Here is a 20,092-nt window from a genome sequence, read left to right as displayed (position 1 = left end):
TTTCATATTTAAAAAACGGAGGTATTGTTATATTATTTGAGGTCTAAAGTCAATATTTTCCCAATCTTGACATAACCCTCCTGCAGGGCTACGTCAAAGTCAGGCCATAAGTAATTTAACAAAAAGAACAAACGTTTAAATATGGTCTAAAAAATCCAAATTTCAAATGGAATCCAAATGCCAAAACATTAAATCAGTGAGTAGTGAAATAGTGAGGGAATGAAATAGCCAAATGTAGTGGAATTGGGGTCGAACCTACAAAATACAGTTAAGAAAATAGAAAACGGAAAACAGAAATTCCCAGTTCCCATTTCTAACATGTAAACGTGTCAATGTGTAAACGTGTTAACGCGCATAAAGAAGGAAAAGAAGGAAAGGGAAACGGGAAACAGAAAATAGGAAACAGAAAATAGAAAATAGAAATTCCCAATTTCCATTTCCCAATTCCAACGTGTTAACTTGCAAACTTTCCAACTTGCAACTTTAGTAATGCCAAACCTTGATAAGCTAGGCGTCAAATTAAACAACTTCATTGCCTCAATCAAAAAGAAAACTAGAGAGACTAAGCACCACGCACTAAGGACGTCCCATCGTGCAAACGTGTAAACGTGCTAACATTCCAATTTAACAGAAGGCGATTTTGCATTTTTCAATTTGCATTCTGCATTGAGCCATTGCGCTTATCATTTGGATCTCCGTTAAAATTACTTTGACGAAGTCCTAAACCCTCCTGGAGATAGATTGACATTAAATATAGAATTTGTTAAAATTGCTTGCGTGGGGCTGTAGCTCAGTTGGGAGAGCGCTTGAATGGCATTCAAGAGGTCAGGGGTTCGAATCCCCTCAGCTCCACCATTAATGGTTATTCTTTAATATTTCTTCATAAAGTGAGACATATTCCTGAGCTGATTTTTCCCATGAGAAATCGCAGGCCATAGCTTGTTGTATTAATTTAAGCCAGAGTTCCTTTTTTTGCTCAAAGCAAAAGAGGGCCTTTTCTATAGCTTCAAAGAAGGCTTGGGGAGTATAACTATAAAATTTAAAACCATTACCCTGGGCTTTTTCTAAGTCGGCATCTTCTACAGTGTCTGCTAGTCCTCCAGTATGATGCACTATAGGTAAAGTGCCATATTTTAAACTGTAAATCTGTGTTAGGCCACAGGCCTCATATCTGGAAGGCATTAGAAACATATCTGCTCCGGCTATAATTTTATGAGCCAGGATGTTATCAAAGCCTATTTTTAAAAACATCTGATTAGAACAACAGGCAGCAATGCTTTTTAAGGCATCTTTATATCTTTTTTCTCCATCTCCTAAAATCACTAAAGCCCCCCCTTTCCGAATGATCTTTTCTATAATAGGCAGTAAAATGTCTATTCCCTTTTGTTCAGCCAATCTAGTGACCATTCCTAAAATAGGTCTTCCCATAAACTCTAAAGGAAGGCCACAGGTCTTTAACAAATCTTGTTTGCATATTTCTTTCCCTTTGAGGTCAAAAGTTGAATAATGGGTAGCAATATAAGGGTCTGTCTCTGGATTCCACTCACTATAGTCCACTCCATTCAAAATTCCTTTTAATTTATGAGCTTGTGTTCTTAATAATCCATCCAAGCCGAAGCCATATTCCAGGGTCTGAATTTCTTGGGCATAAGTGGGACTAACAGTGGTCAAAAAGTCACTAAATATAATACCCCCTTTTAAAAAATTAATCTGCCCCCAAAATTCCAAGTTGGGATAAAATATTTCTGAAGGTAAATTGGTAAAGGGAAAAATTTCTGGAGGAAAAACACCCTGATAACCCAAATTGTGTAAGGTTAAAATAGTTTTCACAGAACAAAGCTTGTGATAGAAAGCAGATAGAGTTTTAAGATAAACAGGCACCAAGGCGGTTTGCCATTCATGACAATGAAAAATATCCCAATATTCTTCAAAGTTCTCACCAAAGGCCAAAACGGCCTTAGTAAAAAAAATAAAGCGTTCTCCATTGTCAAAATAACCATTATCTTTTCCATAAAGAGACGAACGGTCAAAGAACTCATCACATTCTATTAAAAATGCACGGATGCCTTTTTCTAATTTAGTTTGATATATATTGGTCTTAAGGTTACGCCAGCCAAAGGTAAGGGGTAAATCTTTAACTACCAACTCTAAAGGAAAGTTTCCTTCTTTTATACAGCGGTAAAGAGGCAGAATTATATCTACTTTTATACCCAGTTTAGCTAAAGCCAGGGGCAAAGAACTACACACATCAGCCAATCCTCCAGTTTTGGCCAACGGAGCCACTTCAGGAGAGACAAAAAGGACTTCCACCTTACTTATTAGCTTTTAAACAATCTTCACGCCAAAGACACATTTCTTCATGGCAATAATGCACCCTTTCTGTGCCAAAGCAGGGAATGTTGCCTTCAGCAGTCTGAATCTTTCTTATTATTTCTGCTTTTTTCAATCTTCCTACCTTTAATCCCATATTTTTGGCCATGGTTTGTATCTCTTTAACAGTCATCTTTGCCCCCTTTTATTATGTTACTTCATGCCAACCTATTTTTTATGTTAAACTCTTTGTGTAACTCAACTTAATCTTTCATTAGAGAAGGGAAAGATAATTCCCCATTTTCTTTTAAACCCCAGCCCTAATAATATCCTTCAATAACACAAAGCTGATTTAACCTACTTTTTCTTGATAAAAACCAAACGATCACCGGTCTTAATCTGGTCACCTTCTTTCACAAAAATCCTCTCCACTTTTCCTTCCACTTCGCTTTTTAAAGGTGTTTGCATCTTCATGGCCTCAATGATAACAATCACATCTCCAGATTTTACTTCATCCCCAATTTTTACCTCAATCTTTTGCACCGAGCCATTAAAAGGAGAGCGTATATCGCCCACTTGAGCCAAGGCCTCAATTTCTTCTTTAGTCAAGGCAGGGGCGGCTGAAACTTCTTTCTTTTCTTTTTCTTCAGAAACAAGCACCACGGGATGAAAATCAATGACAAAATAAGTGGCCTTTTTCCCATCTGTATAATGAGTAGGACCAACTTCTATAATATGAGACTTTCCTTTGTAATCAATAAAAGAAATCTTTTCTCCTAACTCAAAACCTCCTCGCCTAAACCAAATTTGTGGAGGTAAGACATAAGTATGGCCAAACTTTTCTTCAAACTTAAAAAAGGCTACAGCATCTGTAGGATGCTGTAAATAGAGGACTAGCTCTTCGGTAGTGACCTCTCTACCCAATTTTTCTTCTAATGTCTTTTTTTCTTGGTTCAAATCCACTGGCTCTATTTTTTGCAAACCACCTTCTTTTTCTAGAATTTTTTTCCAATCCGGACCAAAGACTTTTTTATAAATCTCATCTTTAGGACGATAAAAGGGGAAAGAGCCATATCGTTCTAACAAGAGGTTTTTTAAATCTCCACTAGGATTAGCATAACGCTCTCCTGACAAAACATTATCCACCGCTGTCGTCCAAAGAATCTGTGAGCCAGGCGTGACACTCCACCAATTTCCTAATTCCCTTTGCACCTTTGGGAGCTCTTCTAAAAGAATTTTAGGCATTAGGTGCAAAAATCCTCCCTTCTCTGCCTGTTCCAAACTACTTCCCATTGCCCCTCCAGGAAGTTTATGGATCTGAACAGTAGAGTCAAATCCCTTATATTGAGATTCAAAATCAGCGTAAGCCAAACGTTCTTTTCTCAATACATGTGAGGTGGCAATAACTGCATCTCTATCAATACCCTCTGCCTTAAATCCGTATGCCTCTAAGGTATCTATTACCGTCAAGATAGGAGGAGGTCCATAAAATCCGGTGAAGGCATGGTCACCTGCATCTACAATTTTTGCGCCATTTTTCACGGCCTCTAGGATACGACCAATATCATTGCCATCGGTATTGTGGCCATGATAATGGATAATTAAATCAGGGAAGGTTTGTTTAATGGCCGCTACTAACCTGCCTATTCTAGCTGGAGTACCCAGTCCTCCGTGGTTTTTGATACAAAGGATAATATCTTCCCCTGTGACTTCTAAAATCTCTCTCACTTTACTGACATAATATTCATCTGTATGTTCAGGACCAGTAGAAAAGCAGATACATGGTTCTAAAAGTTTATCTGCCTTTTTTACTTCCTCAAATACAGAGATCATATTAGGAATGTAATTGAGAAAATCAAATACTCTCCAGACTTCTAAATATTTAGCAAATTCTCTCACAGTAAGACGAATGGCATTTTCAGGGTAAGGGCGATAACCAAACAGATTTACTCCTCTACAAAGGGTTTGGAACATAGTATTAGGCATTTCTTCACGCAGTAATTGCAACTTAAGAAAAGGATTGACTTGTTTGCGCAACATATCCACATGAACCGATGCCCCTCCTGAAATTTCTAGAGAAAAATACCCTGCTTTTTCCCGATAAGGGGCAGCTAATAAATCGGTATGGAGTAAAATACGATTCTTAAAATCAGATTGCGAGAGGTCCCTCTGCGTATTGGTGATATAGTAACCTTTTGCTTCCCGAAGGGCACTTAGAATTTCATTTACTGACATGCTACGTGTAATTCTCATTTTTTCTTCCTTTATATAGCATAGGGGTTAAAACCCCGGTGGTGAATTTCAGTAATTAATTTAGCAATTTTTGAGACTTCCTGTTCTTCTTCTTTGTATTTAAAAAGCTGAGGATGGGTATCTAAATAACTGGTATCAAAAAAACCTGACCGAAAATCAGGGTCTTTCACTATTTGGAGATAAAAGGGAATAGTAGTTTTAGGTCCAAGAATAATAAAATTAGTTAAAGCCCTTTTGAGACGGGCAACAACTTCTTCCCATGTCAGCCCAAATACTGTGAGTTTGACTAATAATGAATCATAGGCCTGGGGAACTACATAACCAGCATACACACAACCATCCAATCTCACACCCAATCCCCCAGGAGAGTAGTAAACAAGCACTTTTTTGCCTGCCTCAGGCATAAAATTATTTTGGGGGTCTTCAGCATTAATCCGCATTTCAATAGCATAACCTCTTAATATAACATCCTTTTGGGTAAAGGGTATAGGATTGCCAGCAGCAATGTCTAGTTGGGTTTGAACAATATCTATGCCTGTGACCATTTCTGTTACCGTATGTTCAACTTGTAAACGGGTATTTATCTCTAAAAAATAAAACTTTTTATCTTTTACTAGGAACTCAACAGTGCCAGCATTAATATATCCCACTTTTTTAGCTACTTTTAAAGCTGCCTCACAAATTTCGTTTGTTAGTTTGGCATCCTTAAGCATATCTGGAGCTATTTCTACCAGTTTTTGATGCCGTCTTTGAATAGAACAATCTCTGGTGCCCAAATGAATGATATTTCCATATTCATCTCCCAGAATTTGGACTTCAATATGTTTGGGAGAGGGCAAAAATTTTTCTAAGTAAACCCGCGGGTCTCCAAAGGCTGTAGCGGCTTCAGATTGAGCCATTGGGAGTTGTTTAAGCAGTTCCTCTTCTGTATTTACCATCCGAATCCCGCGTCCCCCACCACCAGCCACTGCTTTAATACAAATGGGAAATCCAACCTTCCGTGAAAATTCCAAGGCGATTTCTTTTCCTTCTTCATTTGCTGGCAATGGATAAGTGCCTGGAACTACTGGAATACCTGCCTCTTCGGCTAACCTTCTAGCCATTACTTTATCTCCTAACCACTTAAGCACCTGCGTAGGAGGACCAATAAAGACCAAACCCGCTTCCCGACAGGCACGAGCCAATTCGGGATTCTCGGCTAAAAAACCATATCCAGGATGAATAGCCTCTGCTCCACTTTTTTGGGCAGCTATAATCATTTTTTCAATATTAAGATAATCTCTGCAGGGGCCGTCTCCTATCCATACTGCCTGGTCTGCTTGGACTACATGACGGGCTTCTGCATCTGGGGTTTCATACACAGCCACCGCTTCACTGCCCCATTCCTTTATAGCCCTAATAATCCTTAGGGCAATTTCTCCACGATTGGCTACTAACACCTTTTTAAATCTCTTCCTTTCCATAACTCATGGTTTTTACTTCAAAGAGAGACGGGTGTCAAGTTAACAGGCACCTTCCATTTTAATCACCGCCTTCACAGTTTGGAGAAGGATTATGATATCTAGCCATAGACACCAATTTTGAACATACCAACTCTCAATTTTTACCCGAAAGTAAAAATCAGTTTTATTTCTCCCGCTCACTTGCCATAATCCAGTAATACCAGGTTTTACTTGAAGATAATATTGTGCTTCTTCTTTATAATATCTCTCTAGCTCTTCGGGTAAGGCAGGTCTTGGTCCTACCAAACTCATTTCTCCTTTTAAGACATTAAATATTTGAGGAAGTTCGTCTAAAGAAGTCTTTCTGAGAAAATGTCCAATAGGTGTTATACGAGGATCATTAGGAATTTTTCGTCTTTTGAGATAAACTTCTTTAAGCTCACGATCTTGAGCTAAAATCTTGGGTAATCTTTCTTCTGCATCTACATACATAGTGCGGAATTTATAAATCTTAAATAATTTCCCCTTCTTTCCTACTCGACATTGAGTGTAAAATATAGGTCCTGGTGAAGATATTTTTATCAAACAGGCAATTATTCCTAAAAAAGGCAAGGTTAGGATGAAAAGGAGTATTCCCCCAATCCAATCAAAGATTTGTTTAATTATTTTGTTTACAGGAGAATTGAGGTTATTCCTGGTATGTAAGATAAAGAGTTCCTCGTAAAATAAATAATCCAGATCCGCACTAAGAAGAGAAATTCCCCTAAGTTCAGGAACAATTAAAATATGTTTAGCAAGTTGTCTTATTTCCATGAAAAGTGACTTTATTCTTTCGCTTCCCAGAGAAGGAACAGCTAAGATAATAGTCTGAATATGTTTATCTTTACAGATGGCCGGAAGGTCTTTAAAAGTGCCTAAAACAGGATAATAATGACCATTAACCTGAACTGCTTTTTTAGTTATATCATCGTCCACATATCCTACCAATTTATACCCATAATGTCTGTCTCTTTCCAGGCCACAGGCTATCAATTGTCCTGCCCGACCGGCACCTACAATGAGTGCATTTTCTTGATATAAGCCTAATGTATAAAGCAATTTCTTGTACCAAAATCGAGTGAAGGGAAAGAGAAAACAGGCTATCACACCTGTTCCTGCCAAAACAGTCCGTGATACTCTAGGACTCATTTTCCCTAAAGAAACAATAGAGAAAATAACAATAATGCTTAAGAAGATGGCCTTTGAAAGATGCTTCAATTCTTCTGAAAAGGAAAATCTTTTGATATAAAGGCCTTCAAAAGCAAAAAAGGATAAAAATATCACAGGTAACCACCAGAGATATAAAAAGTGTTTAAAATCATAAATGAATTCCGGGGTGGAAATAATATAAGGTAATATTTTTATTCTAAAAAAATAGGCTATTGTCAAAGAAACATAAAATGTAATTAAATCACCAAATATGATAAGACAAAGACAGAGGAATCTTTTTCGCATAACTTGTTTATTCCCAAAAAAAAGAAAACAGTCAAGAGTTTAACTCTTGAAATCTCAACCTCACATTAAGAAAGCAGGAATTCTGGCATTCCCAAAATCCGCGATTGATTTTTTAGGTGGAAAGGAAAAAAGTTTTTTCTTTCTCGCCAACCTTAGTTTTTCAGGAGCACGCTGCAAAATGCCTTGCAGGTGCAAGGGATAAGAAGGTAATGGACTGCAAAGGTGCAAGGAGGCTAATACCACCTGGTGATGCACTTGCAAACCTAGACCCAGCAAGAGCTAGAGAGGGCCATTCAAGAAGTATGGACACTGTTTAAAGAGACAGACAAAAAGATTGCAGAGGTAAGCAGATCCGGAGTTGCCCTTACAGGAAAGTGGGGAAGGTTTGTTGAAGGGCTAATTGCTCCTGGCACAATATCCATGTTTAAAGAGAGGGGAATAGAGGTAGAAAAGGTCTTCCAAAGGGTAAAGGCACACAAGGATGGAAAGGAAATAGAGATAGATATACTAGCTATAAACAAAGAGTATGCCATCCTTATTGAGGCAAAAAGTAGCCTTAGCATATCCAATGTAAATGAACACATTGAAAGGCTTAAGGCATTTAAGATATTCTTTCCAGAATACAGTGACAGAAAGGTAGTTGGGACAGTGGCAGGCATAACAATAGAAGAGGATACAGATAAATATGCCTACGCCATGGCCTCTTTGTCATAGGCCAAAGTGGTGAGACAGTAAGAATACTAAATGATAAGCAGTTTAGGCCAGTCTGGTAGTTATAGCCTTTTTAATAAACATTGGTTGCTTGGTATTGTACCTGACGTTTTGCGGATAAAAGAAATTGCCGAAGGCAATTTGGGGGGATCTGTGATTTTCCTTTTATCTGCTGTTATCTGCCTGTTGCAGGCATTCTTTAGATAGAACCGTCCCATTTTCTCCTCTTTTTCGAGTTCCTTTCTTTTAATGGGTCTTTATCCAGTCGTATATCGGCTGCCAGACAAGAGATTTTGCATTGTCCGCCCACAGGAGATCGGAGTGTCCGTAATCCAGTGCCACAGCTTCCGGCGGATATAGCTGAACAATTAATGTCTTCTTATCAGTGCTTCCAAGGAGTGTTACGGTGTATATGCCGTATTCGCCAAACCCGCCTGCTGCACCCACATAAAAGACCGGAATATTTATCTCACTTAAGTAGTCGTCGTAAGGCACTTCAACCTCGTCAGACATTAGCGCTTCTCCATCGATATCTTCCCCAATGCTCTGGAAACCTGGTGTTGCAAGGCCAATGTCGAGGGTGTAGTCAGGGTTTGTGAACTGCAGTCCTTGTGGGATTCCGACTTGATCAAATATTCCAGCAAGATAGTGGTAGAATGGCACGTATGGCTTGAGTGGTGGTTCAAATGTGGCATACGTTGCGGACAAGACGAATAGAGCTGCTTGTTTGTTTGTAAACCCTGGAATGATTGGTGATGGGTCATCTGGAGATGTAGCCGCTAAATAGGCTATATACTTCATAACTGTTCCCTCATCGCTGTAATATATCCCTGAATCGTACTTTGCCTTTACTGCGAGGTACCTTTCATAAGCGGCATCTCTTAACTCCTGATTCTCTGGGGAAAACTTGTAGACCATATCCACTATGATGATTCCTTTCAGGTCACGAAAAAACACCGGTATCTGCGTCTCTCTGTTAGCGTAGGCTAAGGAAAACTGACCACCCCGGCTGTGCCCCAGCATAAGCAGCTTGCCAAAACCGCTGCCGGTCAAACCTCTCACTGTCCTGGCAATTTTCACGCCTACCATGATGTCACTAACATGCAACGCAGTGTTCCAGTTTTTCATAAATGTGCAGCCATCAATATAGCAGTATGGATATGCTGTCCCAGGGTAGTAATCCGGCACAAATGTCCATCTAAGGTCTACGCCCCAGACATCTACATTGTTCTGTGCCAGAAAGATGCCCAAGGATTGGTCCACAGATACCTTATTAGATACTGTGCTACCCAAGAAGGAATTGTCAAAGTTTGTTGCGTCACCATGAATCATCATCACCGCTTTTGGTGCTACAATCGGAACCCATGGCGCTCTTTCTTTTATCACCCTGTAGACACCTATCTTGTCAAATTCACCAAAGCCTACTTTCAATATCCAAGTATATTTGTAGATATTATCCACCAATTGTTTTCTGTCAAATGAGATTAAACTGGCATTAGTTCCAGTTTCCTGTGTAAATAATTGAACTGCCTCTGTACCCCGTGTCACTTCGTTTGAAGCCCAGACTAATCTAGTACCCAAAACCAAAAAAACGATACATATGAGTACCATTGGAATCCTAAGGCCAAAGATCTTCCTTTTCATCCTTTCCTCCTCCTTTCAAGTCAAAAAATGGGATTTGGGACGGTTCTATTATTTTTTATTCACCTCCTTTCCTGCCCACAACAATGAGCAGATAACTCATTCATATCTTACTATTTCGGATATACTCCCAAATCTGGCCGATTGCTATGTTATTTTTTATTTTACTTATATTTTACTTGAGGCTATCTTAGCATGTATGTTATGTGGCATCAACTTTTAACAAGGCTCATTGAAAAATCACTCATTTTTATTTAACTTTGCCCTCACCTAAACATAATCACAGGTGAGACTGGGGCAGGTTGCAGCCCTTGCAGACAGGCACTTTTTTGTTAAAAAGGAGATAAGGGATAAAAGGACAGTTACAAGGGTAAAGGTGCTAGAGGGAGATGAGAGGATAGATGAGATTGCAAGGATGCTAGGGGGTGGTAAGGCAGCAATAGAGCATGCAAGGGAGATGGTATGTCTATATAATTTAAATAGGTTTTAGGCCATGAATTATAAGGCAATAGATAAATTTAATGAATTAGAAAAAGGCATTTTAGAAATCATAAGAGCAGCTGATATTTTTACAATAGAGCTAGTACAATTGCGGAGAGGAACTGATTTTGCAAAGAACCTTATAAAAGATTTACTTACAAAAGGAAAAATAAGCAGTTTTGTTATATTCAGAGATTCATATTCGCAAAAAGAAATCGAAGACTTAAAACGTGAACCTCGACTTCGGTCTATTGCCTGTCAAATAGTATTGGCTTCATACACGGCTCTTGAGGTTTATTTAGTTAATAAATTCAAAGAGTACCTATCATTTCGTATGAAGAATTGTCCTCAAGGTATAAAAGAAGCCATATTGAAGATGATACGTTTCCGAGACCTTAAAGAAATAAAGAAGAATTACACAGATTTTATTGGCATTCACATTGATAAATTTGAGCCAGGACATTTTCCTGTGGATTATAAGTCAAATTTTAAAGCAAATACATGGTGGGAAGGTCTCCTTCAAATTGCTAAGGCGAGAAATGAAATAGCACACAGAGGCATTTCAGAAACTACTCAGCTTATATTGTTACCAGATTCTTGGGAATGCTTTGACCTTTGCAGACGTTGGGTTAATCTTTTCAACGGAAATTTTGATCGATACATCTACAAAAACGAACTAACTGATTATGTCAAGAGATGTTTATAGTTTTTAGGTAAACACTTTTTAATATCCAAGGCAGATATTGTTAGATGGGACACAAACGTTAAATTAAAGCTATGGCTAATCCACTTATTCAGATCACACCTATTTTAGACTTCTTAGGGAAGGGGCTCAAAATTTTGCCAGCCACAGGTGGGGCAGTAGAGGATTTACAAAGGCCAGATCAAGAGGAAATAGAAGATATTTTAGTAGACGCAGAAGCAAATACTATAACTGCCTTTGCTGAAACACCAAAACCAGACCTCAAAAACCTTTACCGCCATACACCCCTAATCTCCAGGGACAAAAACTTTTTCGCTTTTTTATTGATGGTAGCATCAGGATCTATTTTCTGGGCACAGCAATAGAGGGAACTAGATCATTTCCCATAGAACTGGCACAAGTGGGCTGCTTTTTTAAAAATTACCTTATTTTACCACACCTGCCTGTTCCCTGCCCGACGGCAGGCGGGCCTGCCCGACGGCCGTGTCTGCCGACAGGCAGGCGGGGACAGACACACTTACGGTTTTCTTTTAGAGCAATCACGGATTTTGGGCATTATTTTTGCTTTACATCTTTTCTTCTTAATGGTATATTAAAATCAATGAAAAGCAAATTTTGGTGTTTTTTAACCATAGGTTTAGTAATAAATTTAGTAGTGATAATAGGAATTTACATATATACACGAAGACCTAACTCCCCTCATTTAAGATTGAGTTCCTTTTCTCACCTGAAGAAGGTTTGTTACACTGAGGTTAAAAATGGCGCCAAATCTTGGGAATTAGTCGCTGAACAAGTGAACATGCCCCAAGGACAAAAGGTAATTTTAAAAACTATAAAAACTACTTTTTTTTCAGAAAATAATTCACCTATTTATCTCACTGCGGATCAAGGTGAAATAGATTTAAATACCAAGGATATAAAATTAGAAGGTAATGTCCGCATCTGGCAGAAAGATGGGTATGTGTTTATTACCTCTCATCTTGATTATAAAAACCACCAAAATCTTCTTTTTACTGATGCTCCAGTAAAGATTAAAGGAAATAATATCTTAGTCATAGCTAAAGGGATGCAGTATTTTATAAAAGAAAATAAGTTTGTTTTATGTCAAAAAGTAAAGACGACATTTATTACTTCAAATGATAGCTAAACTGGTTAAAATTATTTTAGGATTGATAATTATTACTTCTACCTTCTGTTGGGCAGAAGTTAAACCATTGTATATTCAAGCAGATACTATGGAGGCCTTTCAAAATCAAAATTTAGTGGTTTTTAAAGGTAATGTGAAAGCCAGCCAAAATGGTGTAAAACTTTATGCAGACTTGATGAAGGTTTTTTATACAAAATCCCAAAAATCCAATTCTCAGAAAGATTTTGGTAAAGTAGTTGAGCGGGTGGAAGCGGAGGGACATGTGGTTATAATACAAGAGGATAGAAAGGCATTAGGAGAAAAAGCTGTTTTTTACCGCTTCCCAGAAGAAAAAATAATTCTTACTGGAAATGCCCGAATAGAAGACCTAAAAAACTTGATTTTAGGAGAAGAAATCACTATTTTATTAAAAGAAAAGAAAATGGTAATAAAAGGAACACCTGTAAAAGCAACAATTTACCCCAGAACTTTTCAACAATGAACATGAAGCATGTTTTAAGAGTAAACAATTTGACCAAGACATATCATGGAAAAAGAATAGTTGATAATCTATCTCTTTCGGTTCAATCAGGAGAAATTGTAGGCCTATTAGGACCTAATGGTGCGGGAAAGACTACTACTTTTTATATGATTATTGGTATTATTAATCCAGAGAAAGGAAAGGTTTATTTGGATGATGAAGATATTACTTCCCAGCCTATGTATATTAGAGCCAGAAAAGGGCTAAATTATCTCCCGCAAGAGGCCTCTGTGTTTCGCAAAATGAGTGTTGAGGAAAACATTCTGGCTATTTTAGAAACATTGGGTATCTCACCTGAACAAATGAAGGAAAAACTACAAAGTTTATTAAAAGAGCTCTGCCTTGAGCCACTAGCCAAAAACCGGGCTTCTACCCTTTCAGGGGGTGAAAGAAGACGTTTGGAGATCACGAGAGCACTGGTTACCTCACCTATTTTTATGATTTTGGATGAACCATTTGCTGGTATTGACCCTATTGCGGTTAGTGAAATTAAAGAAATCGTTTGTCGCCTTAAAAGTCAAAATATAGGCATTCTTATTTCTGACCATAATGTTAGAGAGACATTAAGAATTTGCGACCGGGCATATATTTTAAATAAAGGTAAAATATTAGAAGCTGGGACTCCACTTGAAATTGCAAATAGTGCTTTAGCAAAAGAGTTTTATTTGGGAGCAGATTTTACTCTTTAAAAGAGGTTTTTATGGAACTTAAACAACAACTTCACCTTTCTCAACAGTTAATAATCACACCTCAATTGCAACAGGCCATTAAGCTCTTACAATTATCTCGATTAGAGTTGCTAAATACCATTAAAAATGAAATAGAGACTAATCCTGTTTTAGAAGATGACAGTTTCCAAACAATAGAATCCGAGGGTAAAAAGGAAGAAGAGGAAGAGAAAGAAGAATTTTTAAGGTATTTTTGGGAACAGTATGCCCAAGATTCATATTTAAAAGAAAGAGGATTGCAAGAGAGAGAAGAGCATGAAGATACCTTTTTGGAAAATATCAGTGTTAAGTCTTCCTCTCTTGATGAGCATCTCCTATGGCAATTGCGATTCGCAGAGATGACTCAAAAGGAAAAACAAATTGCCCAATTTATTATAGGCAACCTTAATGGAGATGGCTATTTGGTAAATCCTTTAGAAGAAATTGCCAATCAAACTAAGGTTGACCTCCAGGAAGTAGAGAGAGTATTACAAAAAATTCAGGAATTTGACCCTCCAGGGATAGCCGCTAGAGATTTAAAGGAGTGTTTATTATTACAACTGAAATATTTTAAGGTCAAAAATCCTTTAGTAAAAACCATAATAACTGATTATCTTCATTTTTTGGAAAAGAAGGATTTAAAAGGTATTGCCAATCACCTCAAAGTCCCTATAGAGAAAATAAGAGAGGCCGTTGAAATTATTCTACAATTAGAGCCCAAGCCAGGTAGACAGTATAGTGATGAAACAGTGATCTATATAATCCCAGACCTTTATGTTTACCGCGTAGAAGATAATTTTGTGATTGCCTTAAACGAAGAAGGATTTCCTAATTTGCGTATTAACAACTATTATGTGAAGCTAATGAATCAAAATGACCTCCCTTTAAAGGCCAGAGAATTTATTCATGAGAAGCTCAAGTCTGCCACTTGGTTGATAAAAAGCCTTTATCAACGCCAAAGAACACTATACAGAGTAGCCACAAGCATTTTTGAATTTCAGAGGCCTTTTCTAGAAAAAGGTGTTGGGTATCTACGTCCTTTAGTTTTGAAAGATGTAGCTAGAGCTCTCGGATTGCATGAATCTACAGTAAGTAGAGTTACTACCAATAAATATGTCCAAACTCCTCATGGTCTTTTTGAGTTAAAGTTTTTCTTTAATTCTGGAATTAGTGCTGTTTCTGGTGACGTATTAGCTGCAGAAAGTATAAAGGCAAAAATTAGAGAAATCATTGCCTCAGAAGATCCTTCAAAACCGTATAGTGACCAAAAGATCGCAAGTTTTTTAAGAAAAGAAGGTATTAATATCGCACGACGGACAGTAGCTAAATATAGGGAGGCTATTGGCATTTTACCATCTAATCAAAGAAAATGTTTACTTTAAGGAGGCAGTTATGCAAATTTCGGTGACCTTTCGGAATATTAGTTCTTCAGAGAGTATTAAAAACTATGCTGAGAAAAAAATAAAACGTTTAGAAAGATTTTTAAAAACCAACAATTTAGAAGCAAATTTAGTAGTAGCAGTAGAAAAGTTTAGACATATTTCTGAATTGAGTTTATGGGTGGATGGGGAAAAACTTTATGGTAAAGAAGAAGCTGAGGATATATATGCCGCTATTGATACCGTAGTAGACAAAATTGAAAGGCAGATTAGCAAACTTAAAGACAAACGAGCAAGGAAGATAGCCGAATCAGGTTCCTCTCTCGGCGAAGAAAGTGAAGAAATAGCTCCAAAAATTATTAATACCGACCGTTTTCACCCAAAACCCATGGATGTGGAAGAGGCTTTAAATCAGTTACAGCTTTCTAATGAAGATATTTTGGTGTTTTTAAATACAGAGACCAATGCTGTATGTGTGCTCCACAAAATGAAAGACGGAAATTATGAGTTGATTGAGGCTAGTGTTTGATAATGTTTAATACCGCAAAATTTGAACAGGAAAGGTAAATAGTTTGACGGTGAATAATGTTTAAAGGCAATTTACCTTAACTTTATTCAATGTCTTTATCTAAATTAATTGTGGTTACAGGAACATCTGGGTCAGGGAAGACCACCGCTTTAAAAACCTTTGAAGATCTAGGTTTTTTTTGTGTAGATAACCTGCCTCCTTCTCTTTTACCAAAGTTTCTGGAATTAGCTCAAAATAGCCAGGCAGAAAAAATTGCGTTAGGAATAGACATCAGGGAAAGAGAGTTTACTAGCCAAGGGGAACCAATTTTTCAGAATATCTTTCAACTAGGAAGTAATGTGGATATTTTATTCCTAGATGCCCAAGATGAAGTTTTGATTAGACGTTTCAAAGAAACACGGCGAAAACACCCGCTTACTCAAAAAGGAAAAGGTCTTAAGGAAAGTATTGGTGAAGAAAGGGTGTATTTAGAAGAGATAAGAAAAACAGCTACTCAAATTATTGATACCACCTTTTTCAATGTGCACGATTTAAAAAGATGGATAGAGGCTAGATATGCTCAAAATGCGTTAAGGCATATAAATATCCATGTAATTTCTTTTAGCTTTAAATTTGGGATTCCCTTAGAAGCAGATCTGGTCTTTGACGTAAGATTCTTACCTAATCCTTATTTTGTTTCTGAATTAAAAGAATTAAATGGACGCCATAATCAAGTAAAAATATTTATGGAAAAGAGTAAAGAGCTAAAAATATTTATGGAGAAATTGCTAGACTTACTCAGATTTCTTATGCCTCTTTATAAACAAGAAGGAAAACATTACCTTAATATCGCTATTGGATGTACAGGAGGAAAACATCGTTCTGTGTTTGTGGCAGAGAAATTAATAGAGACATTAAAACAGGAGTTTAATAAAGAATTCTACATTTCTTTATTACATAGAGACATTGAAAGGAAGTAAAATGGTAGGAATTGTTTTGGTAACCCATTGTAATTTAGGAAAGGCATTGATAGAAGCAGCTCACTTTATTAGTGGTAACTTGAAGAATATTAAGGCAGTGAGTATAACGGATGAACCCCCTGAGGCGTTACGCAGGGCGATAACTAAAGCTCTCCAAGAGGTAGATGAAGGGGATGGTGTATTAATTTTGACAGATATGTTTGGAGGAACTCCTTCTAATTTAAGTTTTTCTTTCTTAGAGCCAGGAAAAATAGAAGTGGTTACTGGAGTAAATCTGCCTATGTTTCTTAGCGCCATAAACAAGCAGGATGATGATTTGAAGACCTTAGCTACATATGTCAAAAAAAAGGCTATAACTTCCATTGTGCAAGGAAGTGAGGAATTGGGTTAATAATGTGGCTGGTATTCCCAGCCAATGAAAGAGATATAGAGACCATTTATGAAATAGAGAAAAGCTGTTTTTCTAGGCCATGGAGCAAGGTATCTTTTTATGAAGAATTAAAACACTATTATAGCTATCTATGGATAGCAAAGAATATTTCTACAAAGGAAATAGCTGGTTTTATTTGTTTCTGGCTTATATGGGATGAAATGCATATTTTAAATATTGCGGTTAAACCAGAATTTCAGGGAAGAGGGATAGGTAGTCTGTTATTGAATAATGCCATCAGTTTGGCCCTAAAGAAAGGGGTAGAATGGGTGCGGCTAGAAGTAAGGCCATCTAACTTAAAGGCGATTTCTTTTTATAAAAAGTTTGGGTTTAAAGAGATAGGCAGACGGCGACATTATTATTTTGATACTGGTGAAGATGCCATTATCATGGAATTAAAAATAAAGGAGGTCAAAAATGGGAGTAAAAATAGGTATTAATGGTTTTGGACGGATTGGGAGGTATTTATTGAGAGTTATTCATAACCAAAAAATGGACGTAGACGTGGTAGCCGTTAATGCTAGGGCTAGCACAGAAATGTATGCCCATTTACTTAAATATGACTCTGTCCATGGGAAGTTTCCAGGAGAAGTGGCTGTGAATGGAGATAATATAATAGTAGATGGCAAAGAAATAAAAATGCTTCGCATCACCGATGATTTATCCAAGATACCTTGGGGAGAGTTGGGCGTAGACATTGTGATGGAAACAACTGGAAAATTTAGGGACAAAGAGAGTTGTTTAAAACATATAAAAGCCGGGGCTAAAAAGGTGATTATTAGTGCACCTGGTAAGGGAGTGGATGTAACTATAGTTATGGGAGTGAATGAAGAATGCTATGACCCTAAAAATCATCATATTATTTCTAATGCCTCTTGCACTACTAACTGTCTTGCCCCAGTGGTAAAGGTGTTACACGATAATTTTAAAATAAAGAGGGGATTAATGACCACTGTTCATTCCTATACCATGGATCAGCGTTTATTAGATGGTTCTCATAAAAAGGATTTTCGTCGGGCCAGAGCAGCCGCTGTTTCTATGGTGCCTACCACTACAGGAGCAGCGATTGCCGTTACCAAAGTGATTCCTGAATTGGAAGGAAAATTAGATGGAATAGCCATCCGGGTGCCTACACCCAATGAGTCTATTGTAGACTTAGTAGCGGAGTTAGAGGCAAATGTGAGCAAAGAACAAGTAAATGAGGTATTCAAAAAAGCAGCTGAAGGAAGATTAAAGGGAATTTTGGCCTATAGCGAAGAACCTTTAGTTTCAGTAGATTATATAGGCAATCCTCATTCTGCGGTGGTAGATGGTCTTTTGACCAACGTTATTGATGAAAATTTAGTTAAAGTATTTGCCTGGTATGACAATGAAGCTGGATTTGCTTATAGGATGATGGATTTAGCTATGTATGTGGCAGAGAGAATGTAAAGGAGGTTCGCATGCTTTATATCAATGAAATTGATATTGCTAAAAAACGGCTTTTTATTCGGGTAGATTGTAATGTTCCTTTAGATAAAAATCTCAATATCACTGATGATACTCGTATTAGGCGGATTTTACCTACCATAAACTACGCCTTGGATGAAGATGCGATGATTATTCTGGCTTCTCACCTAGATCGCCCCAAGGGCAAAAGAGTGCCTGAAATGAGTCTTGCACCAGTAGTGAGGCGTTTGCGTCGACTATTGCATAAGGAGGTGACTTTAGCCCCTGATTGTGTGGGAGATGAAGTTGAAAAAATGGCGGAAGAAATGAAACCAGGTGATATAATTTTTTTGGAAAATCTCCGTTTCCATCCTGGAGAAACAGCCAACGACCCTGAATTTGCTAGGGAACTAGCTAACTTAACCGATATTTATATAAACGATGCCTTTGCTGTTTGTCACCGGGCTCATGCCTCTGTAGTAGGAGTGCCTAAGTATACTAAAACATGTGCTGCTGGTTTTCTTTTAAAGGATGAATTGACTTATTTCCATCGGGCCTTGGAAGCTCCGGCTCGCCCTTTGGTAGCAGTAATTGGAGGGAGTAAGGTCTCTTCTAAATTAATCGCCTTAGAAAATTTGCTAAACAGAGTAGATAAACTTATTATTGGTGGGGCTATGGCCAATACCTTCTTAAAAGCATTCGGATATAATGTAGGAAACTCATTTGTAGAAAATGAGCTTTTAGATACAGCTAAAAAATTAGCAAAAAAGGCCAAACATAATAGTGTTAAATTATACCTTCCAGTAGATTGTGTAGTAGCTGAAGCAATGGAACCTCATGCTGAGACAAAAATTGTGCCTGTTCAGGAAGTGCCTCCTAAGTGGTATATTTTGGATATTGGGCCAGCTACTACTGCCTTATTTAAGGAGGCCTTGCAAAATGCCAGGACAATTATTTGGAATGGTCCTATGGGGGCATTTGAGATGGATGCCTTTAGTCGTGGAACAATGGCTATGGTAAGTAATATTGCTGATACTTATGCCTTGACAATTGTTGGTGGAGGGGATACAGATGTAGCTATTTATAAAGCTGGAGCTGCTGATAGATTTTCATACATCTCTACAGGAGGTGGGGCATTTGTGGAACTATTGGAAGGAAAAACCCTTCCTGGTGTGGCAGCTTTAGAAGAGTGTGCTAAAAGGATTAAACATGAGTAGAACACCTCTCATTGCCGGTAACTGGAAAATGTATAAAACCATACCTGAGGCATTGGCCTTGGTTAAAGCCCTTTTGCCGCATTTGCCCAAAGATAGAGAAGTGGCAGTAGCCCCTCCTTTTACTGCCCTTTATTCAGTAGCATCTTGTATAAAGGGCACAGCATTAAAATTAGCCGCCCAAAATGTATTTTGGGAAAGAGAAGGTGCTTACACCGGAGAAATTTCTCCGCTAATGCTTAAAGATGTAGGCTGTGAATATGTAATTATTGGGCATTCTGAAAGACGTCAATATTTTGGAGAAGTAGATAAAACAGTCACTAAAAAGGTAAATAGCGTTTTGGAAGAAGGACTTAAACCTATTTTATGTGTAGGAGAAAGATTGGAGGAAAGAGAAAAAGGGGAAACATTTGAAATAGTGAAAAAACAATTAATAGGAGGTTTAGGAAATATTCAAGAAATACAAAAAATAGTGATTGCCTATGAACCTGTATGGGCCATTGGGACAGGAAAGACAGCCTCTCCTGCCCAGGCCCAGGAAGTCCATAAATACCTTCGGCATTTGGTGGAAGAAAAATGGGGGAGAGAAAATTCTGAAAAAATAAGAATTCTTTATGGAGGAAGTGTGAAGCCTGAAAATATTGATGAATTGATGCAAGAAGAGGATATTGATGGAGCTTTAGTAGGGGGAGCCAGCTTGAAGGCTGAGACCTTTGTTAAAATAATGAATTATGGAGTAACGTAA

Annotated in this window: 22 protein-coding genes and 1 tRNA gene; 17 read left to right on the top strand and 6 right to left on the bottom strand. The window is 37.7% G+C overall.

All coding sequences use genetic code 11. The features are described from left to right. The first annotated feature begins 779 nt into the window (after positions 1–779). Positions 780–855: transfer RNA gene (locus HS1_RS12450), tRNA-Ala, on the top strand. Here HS1_RS12450 and glgA read toward each other — a convergent pair. From glgA to HS1_RS12425, 5 genes are all read right to left on the bottom strand, one after another. After that, the gene (glgA, locus tag HS1_RS12445) at positions 856–2,310 is read right to left on the bottom strand and encodes a glycogen synthase GlgA (RefSeq protein ID WP_066066167.1); all 1,455 of its coding nucleotides are present in this window, start codon (positions 2,308–2,310) and stop codon (positions 856–858) included. 1 nt (position 2,311) lies between these two features. Further along, the gene (locus HS1_RS12440; protein ID WP_066066164.1) at positions 2,312–2,503 is read right to left on the bottom strand and encodes a Rho termination factor N-terminal domain-containing protein; all 192 of its coding nucleotides are present in this window, start codon (positions 2,501–2,503) and stop codon (positions 2,312–2,314) included. A gap of 164 nt (positions 2,504–2,667) precedes the next feature. Next, positions 2,668–4,563, bottom strand: coding sequence for a biotin/lipoyl-containing protein (locus HS1_RS12435; RefSeq protein WP_066066160.1), 1,896 nt, complete (start codon positions 4,561–4,563; stop codon positions 2,668–2,670). An 11-nt stretch (positions 4,564–4,574) separates the two neighbouring features. Continuing rightward, positions 4,575–6,026: an acetyl-CoA carboxylase biotin carboxylase subunit gene (locus HS1_RS12430; RefSeq protein WP_066066157.1), complete on the bottom strand. Its 1,452-nt coding sequence runs from the start codon at positions 6,024–6,026 to the stop codon at positions 4,575–4,577. A gap of 39 nt (positions 6,027–6,065) precedes the next feature. After that, positions 6,066–7,499: a sugar transferase gene (locus tag HS1_RS12425; RefSeq protein ID WP_066066153.1), complete on the bottom strand. Its 1,434-nt coding sequence runs from the start codon at positions 7,497–7,499 to the stop codon at positions 6,066–6,068. A gap of 116 nt (positions 7,500–7,615) precedes the next feature. On the opposite strand from HS1_RS12425, the gene HS1_RS13270 reads away from it, so the two are divergent. After that, positions 7,616–7,816, top strand: a complete 201-nt coding sequence (locus tag HS1_RS13270) for a hypothetical protein (RefSeq protein WP_156469482.1) — start codon at positions 7,616–7,618, stop codon at positions 7,814–7,816. Between the two features lie 103 nt (positions 7,817–7,919). After that, on the top strand, positions 7,920–8,213 hold the full coding sequence (locus HS1_RS13265; RefSeq protein ID WP_066066149.1) for a hypothetical protein: 294 nt from the start codon (positions 7,920–7,922) through the stop codon (positions 8,211–8,213). 243 nt (positions 8,214–8,456) lie between these two features. Here HS1_RS13265 and HS1_RS12410 read toward each other — a convergent pair whose 3' ends face one another. Further along, a complete protein-coding gene (locus HS1_RS12410; protein WP_066066146.1) occupies positions 8,457–9,854 on the bottom strand; it encodes a hypothetical protein in 1,398 nt (465 codons plus the stop codon). Between the two features lie 283 nt (positions 9,855–10,137). Between HS1_RS12410 and HS1_RS12405 the strand changes: the two genes are divergently transcribed. The 14 genes from HS1_RS12405 (at position 10,138) to tpiA (ending at position 20,092) form a co-directional block, all read left to right on the top strand. Continuing rightward, positions 10,138–10,341: a hypothetical protein gene (locus tag HS1_RS12405; protein ID WP_066066142.1), complete on the top strand. Its 204-nt coding sequence runs from the start codon at positions 10,138–10,140 to the stop codon at positions 10,339–10,341. Between the two features lie 3 nt (positions 10,342–10,344). Continuing rightward, entirely contained in the window at positions 10,345–11,037 is a 693-nt protein-coding gene (locus HS1_RS12400) for a HEPN domain-containing protein (protein WP_066066139.1), read from the top strand. A 71-nt stretch (positions 11,038–11,108) separates the two neighbouring features. Beyond that, positions 11,109–11,399: a hypothetical protein gene (locus HS1_RS12395; protein ID WP_066066136.1), complete on the top strand. Its 291-nt coding sequence runs from the start codon at positions 11,109–11,111 to the stop codon at positions 11,397–11,399. Between the two features lie 236 nt (positions 11,400–11,635). After that, positions 11,636–12,181 carry an LPS export ABC transporter periplasmic protein LptC gene (gene lptC / locus HS1_RS12390; RefSeq protein WP_156469481.1) on the top strand — a complete coding sequence of 182 codons (546 nt, stop codon included), beginning with the start codon at positions 11,636–11,638 and terminating at the stop codon, positions 12,179–12,181. Continuing rightward, positions 12,171–12,662 carry an LptA/OstA family protein gene (locus tag HS1_RS12385; RefSeq protein ID WP_066066131.1) on the top strand — a complete coding sequence of 164 codons (492 nt, stop codon included), beginning with the start codon at positions 12,171–12,173 and terminating at the stop codon, positions 12,660–12,662. Before lptC ends, HS1_RS12385 begins: the two co-directional genes overlap by 11 nt. 2 nt (positions 12,663–12,664) lie before the next feature. Next, positions 12,665–13,390, top strand: coding sequence for an LPS export ABC transporter ATP-binding protein (gene lptB, locus HS1_RS12380; RefSeq protein ID WP_066066128.1), 726 nt, complete (start codon positions 12,665–12,667; stop codon positions 13,388–13,390). An 11-nt stretch (positions 13,391–13,401) separates the two neighbouring features. Then, on the top strand, positions 13,402–14,790 hold the full coding sequence (rpoN, locus tag HS1_RS12375) for an RNA polymerase factor sigma-54 (protein WP_066066125.1): 1,389 nt from the start codon (positions 13,402–13,404) through the stop codon (positions 14,788–14,790). Between the two features lie 10 nt (positions 14,791–14,800). Further along, positions 14,801–15,316, top strand: a complete 516-nt coding sequence (gene hpf, locus HS1_RS12370) for a ribosome hibernation-promoting factor, HPF/YfiA family (protein WP_066066122.1) — start codon at positions 14,801–14,803, stop codon at positions 15,314–15,316. 89 nt (positions 15,317–15,405) lie between these two features. Then, entirely contained in the window at positions 15,406–16,275 is an 870-nt protein-coding gene (rapZ, locus tag HS1_RS12365; protein WP_066066119.1) for an RNase adapter RapZ, read from the top strand. 1 nt (position 16,276) lies between these two features. Next, a complete protein-coding gene (locus HS1_RS12360; protein WP_066066116.1) occupies positions 16,277–16,666 on the top strand; it encodes a PTS sugar transporter subunit IIA in 390 nt (129 codons plus the stop codon). Between the two features lie 2 nt (positions 16,667–16,668). Beyond that, the gene (gene rimI, locus HS1_RS12355) at positions 16,669–17,145 is read left to right on the top strand and encodes a ribosomal protein S18-alanine N-acetyltransferase (protein WP_066066113.1); all 477 of its coding nucleotides are present in this window, start codon (positions 16,669–16,671) and stop codon (positions 17,143–17,145) included. Next, a complete protein-coding gene (gene gap / locus HS1_RS12350; RefSeq protein ID WP_066066110.1) occupies positions 17,123–18,136 on the top strand; it encodes a type I glyceraldehyde-3-phosphate dehydrogenase in 1,014 nt (337 codons plus the stop codon). The genes rimI and gap overlap by 23 nt, the downstream gene beginning before the upstream one ends. Before the next feature lie 11 nt (positions 18,137–18,147). Continuing rightward, positions 18,148–19,350 carry a phosphoglycerate kinase gene (locus HS1_RS12345; protein ID WP_066066105.1) on the top strand — a complete coding sequence of 401 codons (1,203 nt, stop codon included), beginning with the start codon at positions 18,148–18,150 and terminating at the stop codon, positions 19,348–19,350. Next, positions 19,343–20,092: a triose-phosphate isomerase gene (gene tpiA / locus HS1_RS12340; RefSeq protein WP_066066101.1), complete on the top strand. Its 750-nt coding sequence runs from the start codon at positions 19,343–19,345 to the stop codon at positions 20,090–20,092. The genes HS1_RS12345 and tpiA overlap by 8 nt, the downstream gene beginning before the upstream one ends.

Source organism: Candidatus Desulfofervidus auxilii (assembly GCF_001577525.1).
In the GTDB taxonomy this organism is placed as follows: Bacteria; Desulfobacterota; Desulfofervidia; order Desulfofervidales; family Desulfofervidaceae; genus Desulfofervidus; species Desulfofervidus auxilii.
This window is presented reverse-complemented; position numbering and strand designations above follow the sequence as displayed.

Coding starts and splice junctions, on each gene's coding strand:
- HS1_RS12395 (WP_066066136.1), top strand. CDS start 11,109: ATGGCTAATCCACTTATTCAGATCACACCTATTTTAGACTTCTTAGGG.
- gap (WP_066066110.1), top strand. CDS start 17,123: ATGGGAGTAAAAATAGGTATTAATGGTTTTGGACGGATTGGGAGGTAT.
- HS1_RS12430 (WP_066066157.1), bottom strand. CDS start 6,026: ATGGAAAGGAAGAGATTTAAAAAGGTGTTAGTAGCCAATCGTGGAGAA.
- HS1_RS12425 (WP_066066153.1), bottom strand. CDS start 7,499: ATGCGAAAAAGATTCCTCTGTCTTTGTCTTATCATATTTGGTGATTTA.
- HS1_RS12345 (WP_066066105.1), top strand. CDS start 18,148: ATGCTTTATATCAATGAAATTGATATTGCTAAAAAACGGCTTTTTATT.
- rimI (WP_066066113.1), top strand. CDS start 16,669: ATGTGGCTGGTATTCCCAGCCAATGAAAGAGATATAGAGACCATTTAT.
- HS1_RS12400 (WP_066066139.1), top strand. CDS start 10,345: ATGAATTATAAGGCAATAGATAAATTTAATGAATTAGAAAAAGGCATT.
- lptC (WP_156469481.1), top strand. CDS start 11,636: ATGAAAAGCAAATTTTGGTGTTTTTTAACCATAGGTTTAGTAATAAAT.
- HS1_RS12435 (WP_066066160.1), bottom strand. CDS start 4,563: ATGAGAATTACACGTAGCATGTCAGTAAATGAAATTCTAAGTGCCCTT.
- HS1_RS12385 (WP_066066131.1), top strand. CDS start 12,171: ATGATAGCTAAACTGGTTAAAATTATTTTAGGATTGATAATTATTACT.
- HS1_RS12360 (WP_066066116.1), top strand. CDS start 16,277: ATGGTAGGAATTGTTTTGGTAACCCATTGTAATTTAGGAAAGGCATTG.
- rpoN (WP_066066125.1), top strand. CDS start 13,402: ATGGAACTTAAACAACAACTTCACCTTTCTCAACAGTTAATAATCACA.
- HS1_RS12410 (WP_066066146.1), bottom strand. CDS start 9,854: ATGAAAAGGAAGATCTTTGGCCTTAGGATTCCAATGGTACTCATATGT.
- rapZ (WP_066066119.1), top strand. CDS start 15,406: ATGTCTTTATCTAAATTAATTGTGGTTACAGGAACATCTGGGTCAGGG.
- hpf (WP_066066122.1), top strand. CDS start 14,801: ATGCAAATTTCGGTGACCTTTCGGAATATTAGTTCTTCAGAGAGTATT.
- HS1_RS13265 (WP_066066149.1), top strand. CDS start 7,920: ATGTTTAAAGAGAGGGGAATAGAGGTAGAAAAGGTCTTCCAAAGGGTA.
- HS1_RS12440 (WP_066066164.1), bottom strand. CDS start 2,503: ATGACTGTTAAAGAGATACAAACCATGGCCAAAAATATGGGATTAAAG.
- tpiA (WP_066066101.1), top strand. CDS start 19,343: ATGAGTAGAACACCTCTCATTGCCGGTAACTGGAAAATGTATAAAACC.
- lptB (WP_066066128.1), top strand. CDS start 12,665: ATGAAGCATGTTTTAAGAGTAAACAATTTGACCAAGACATATCATGGA.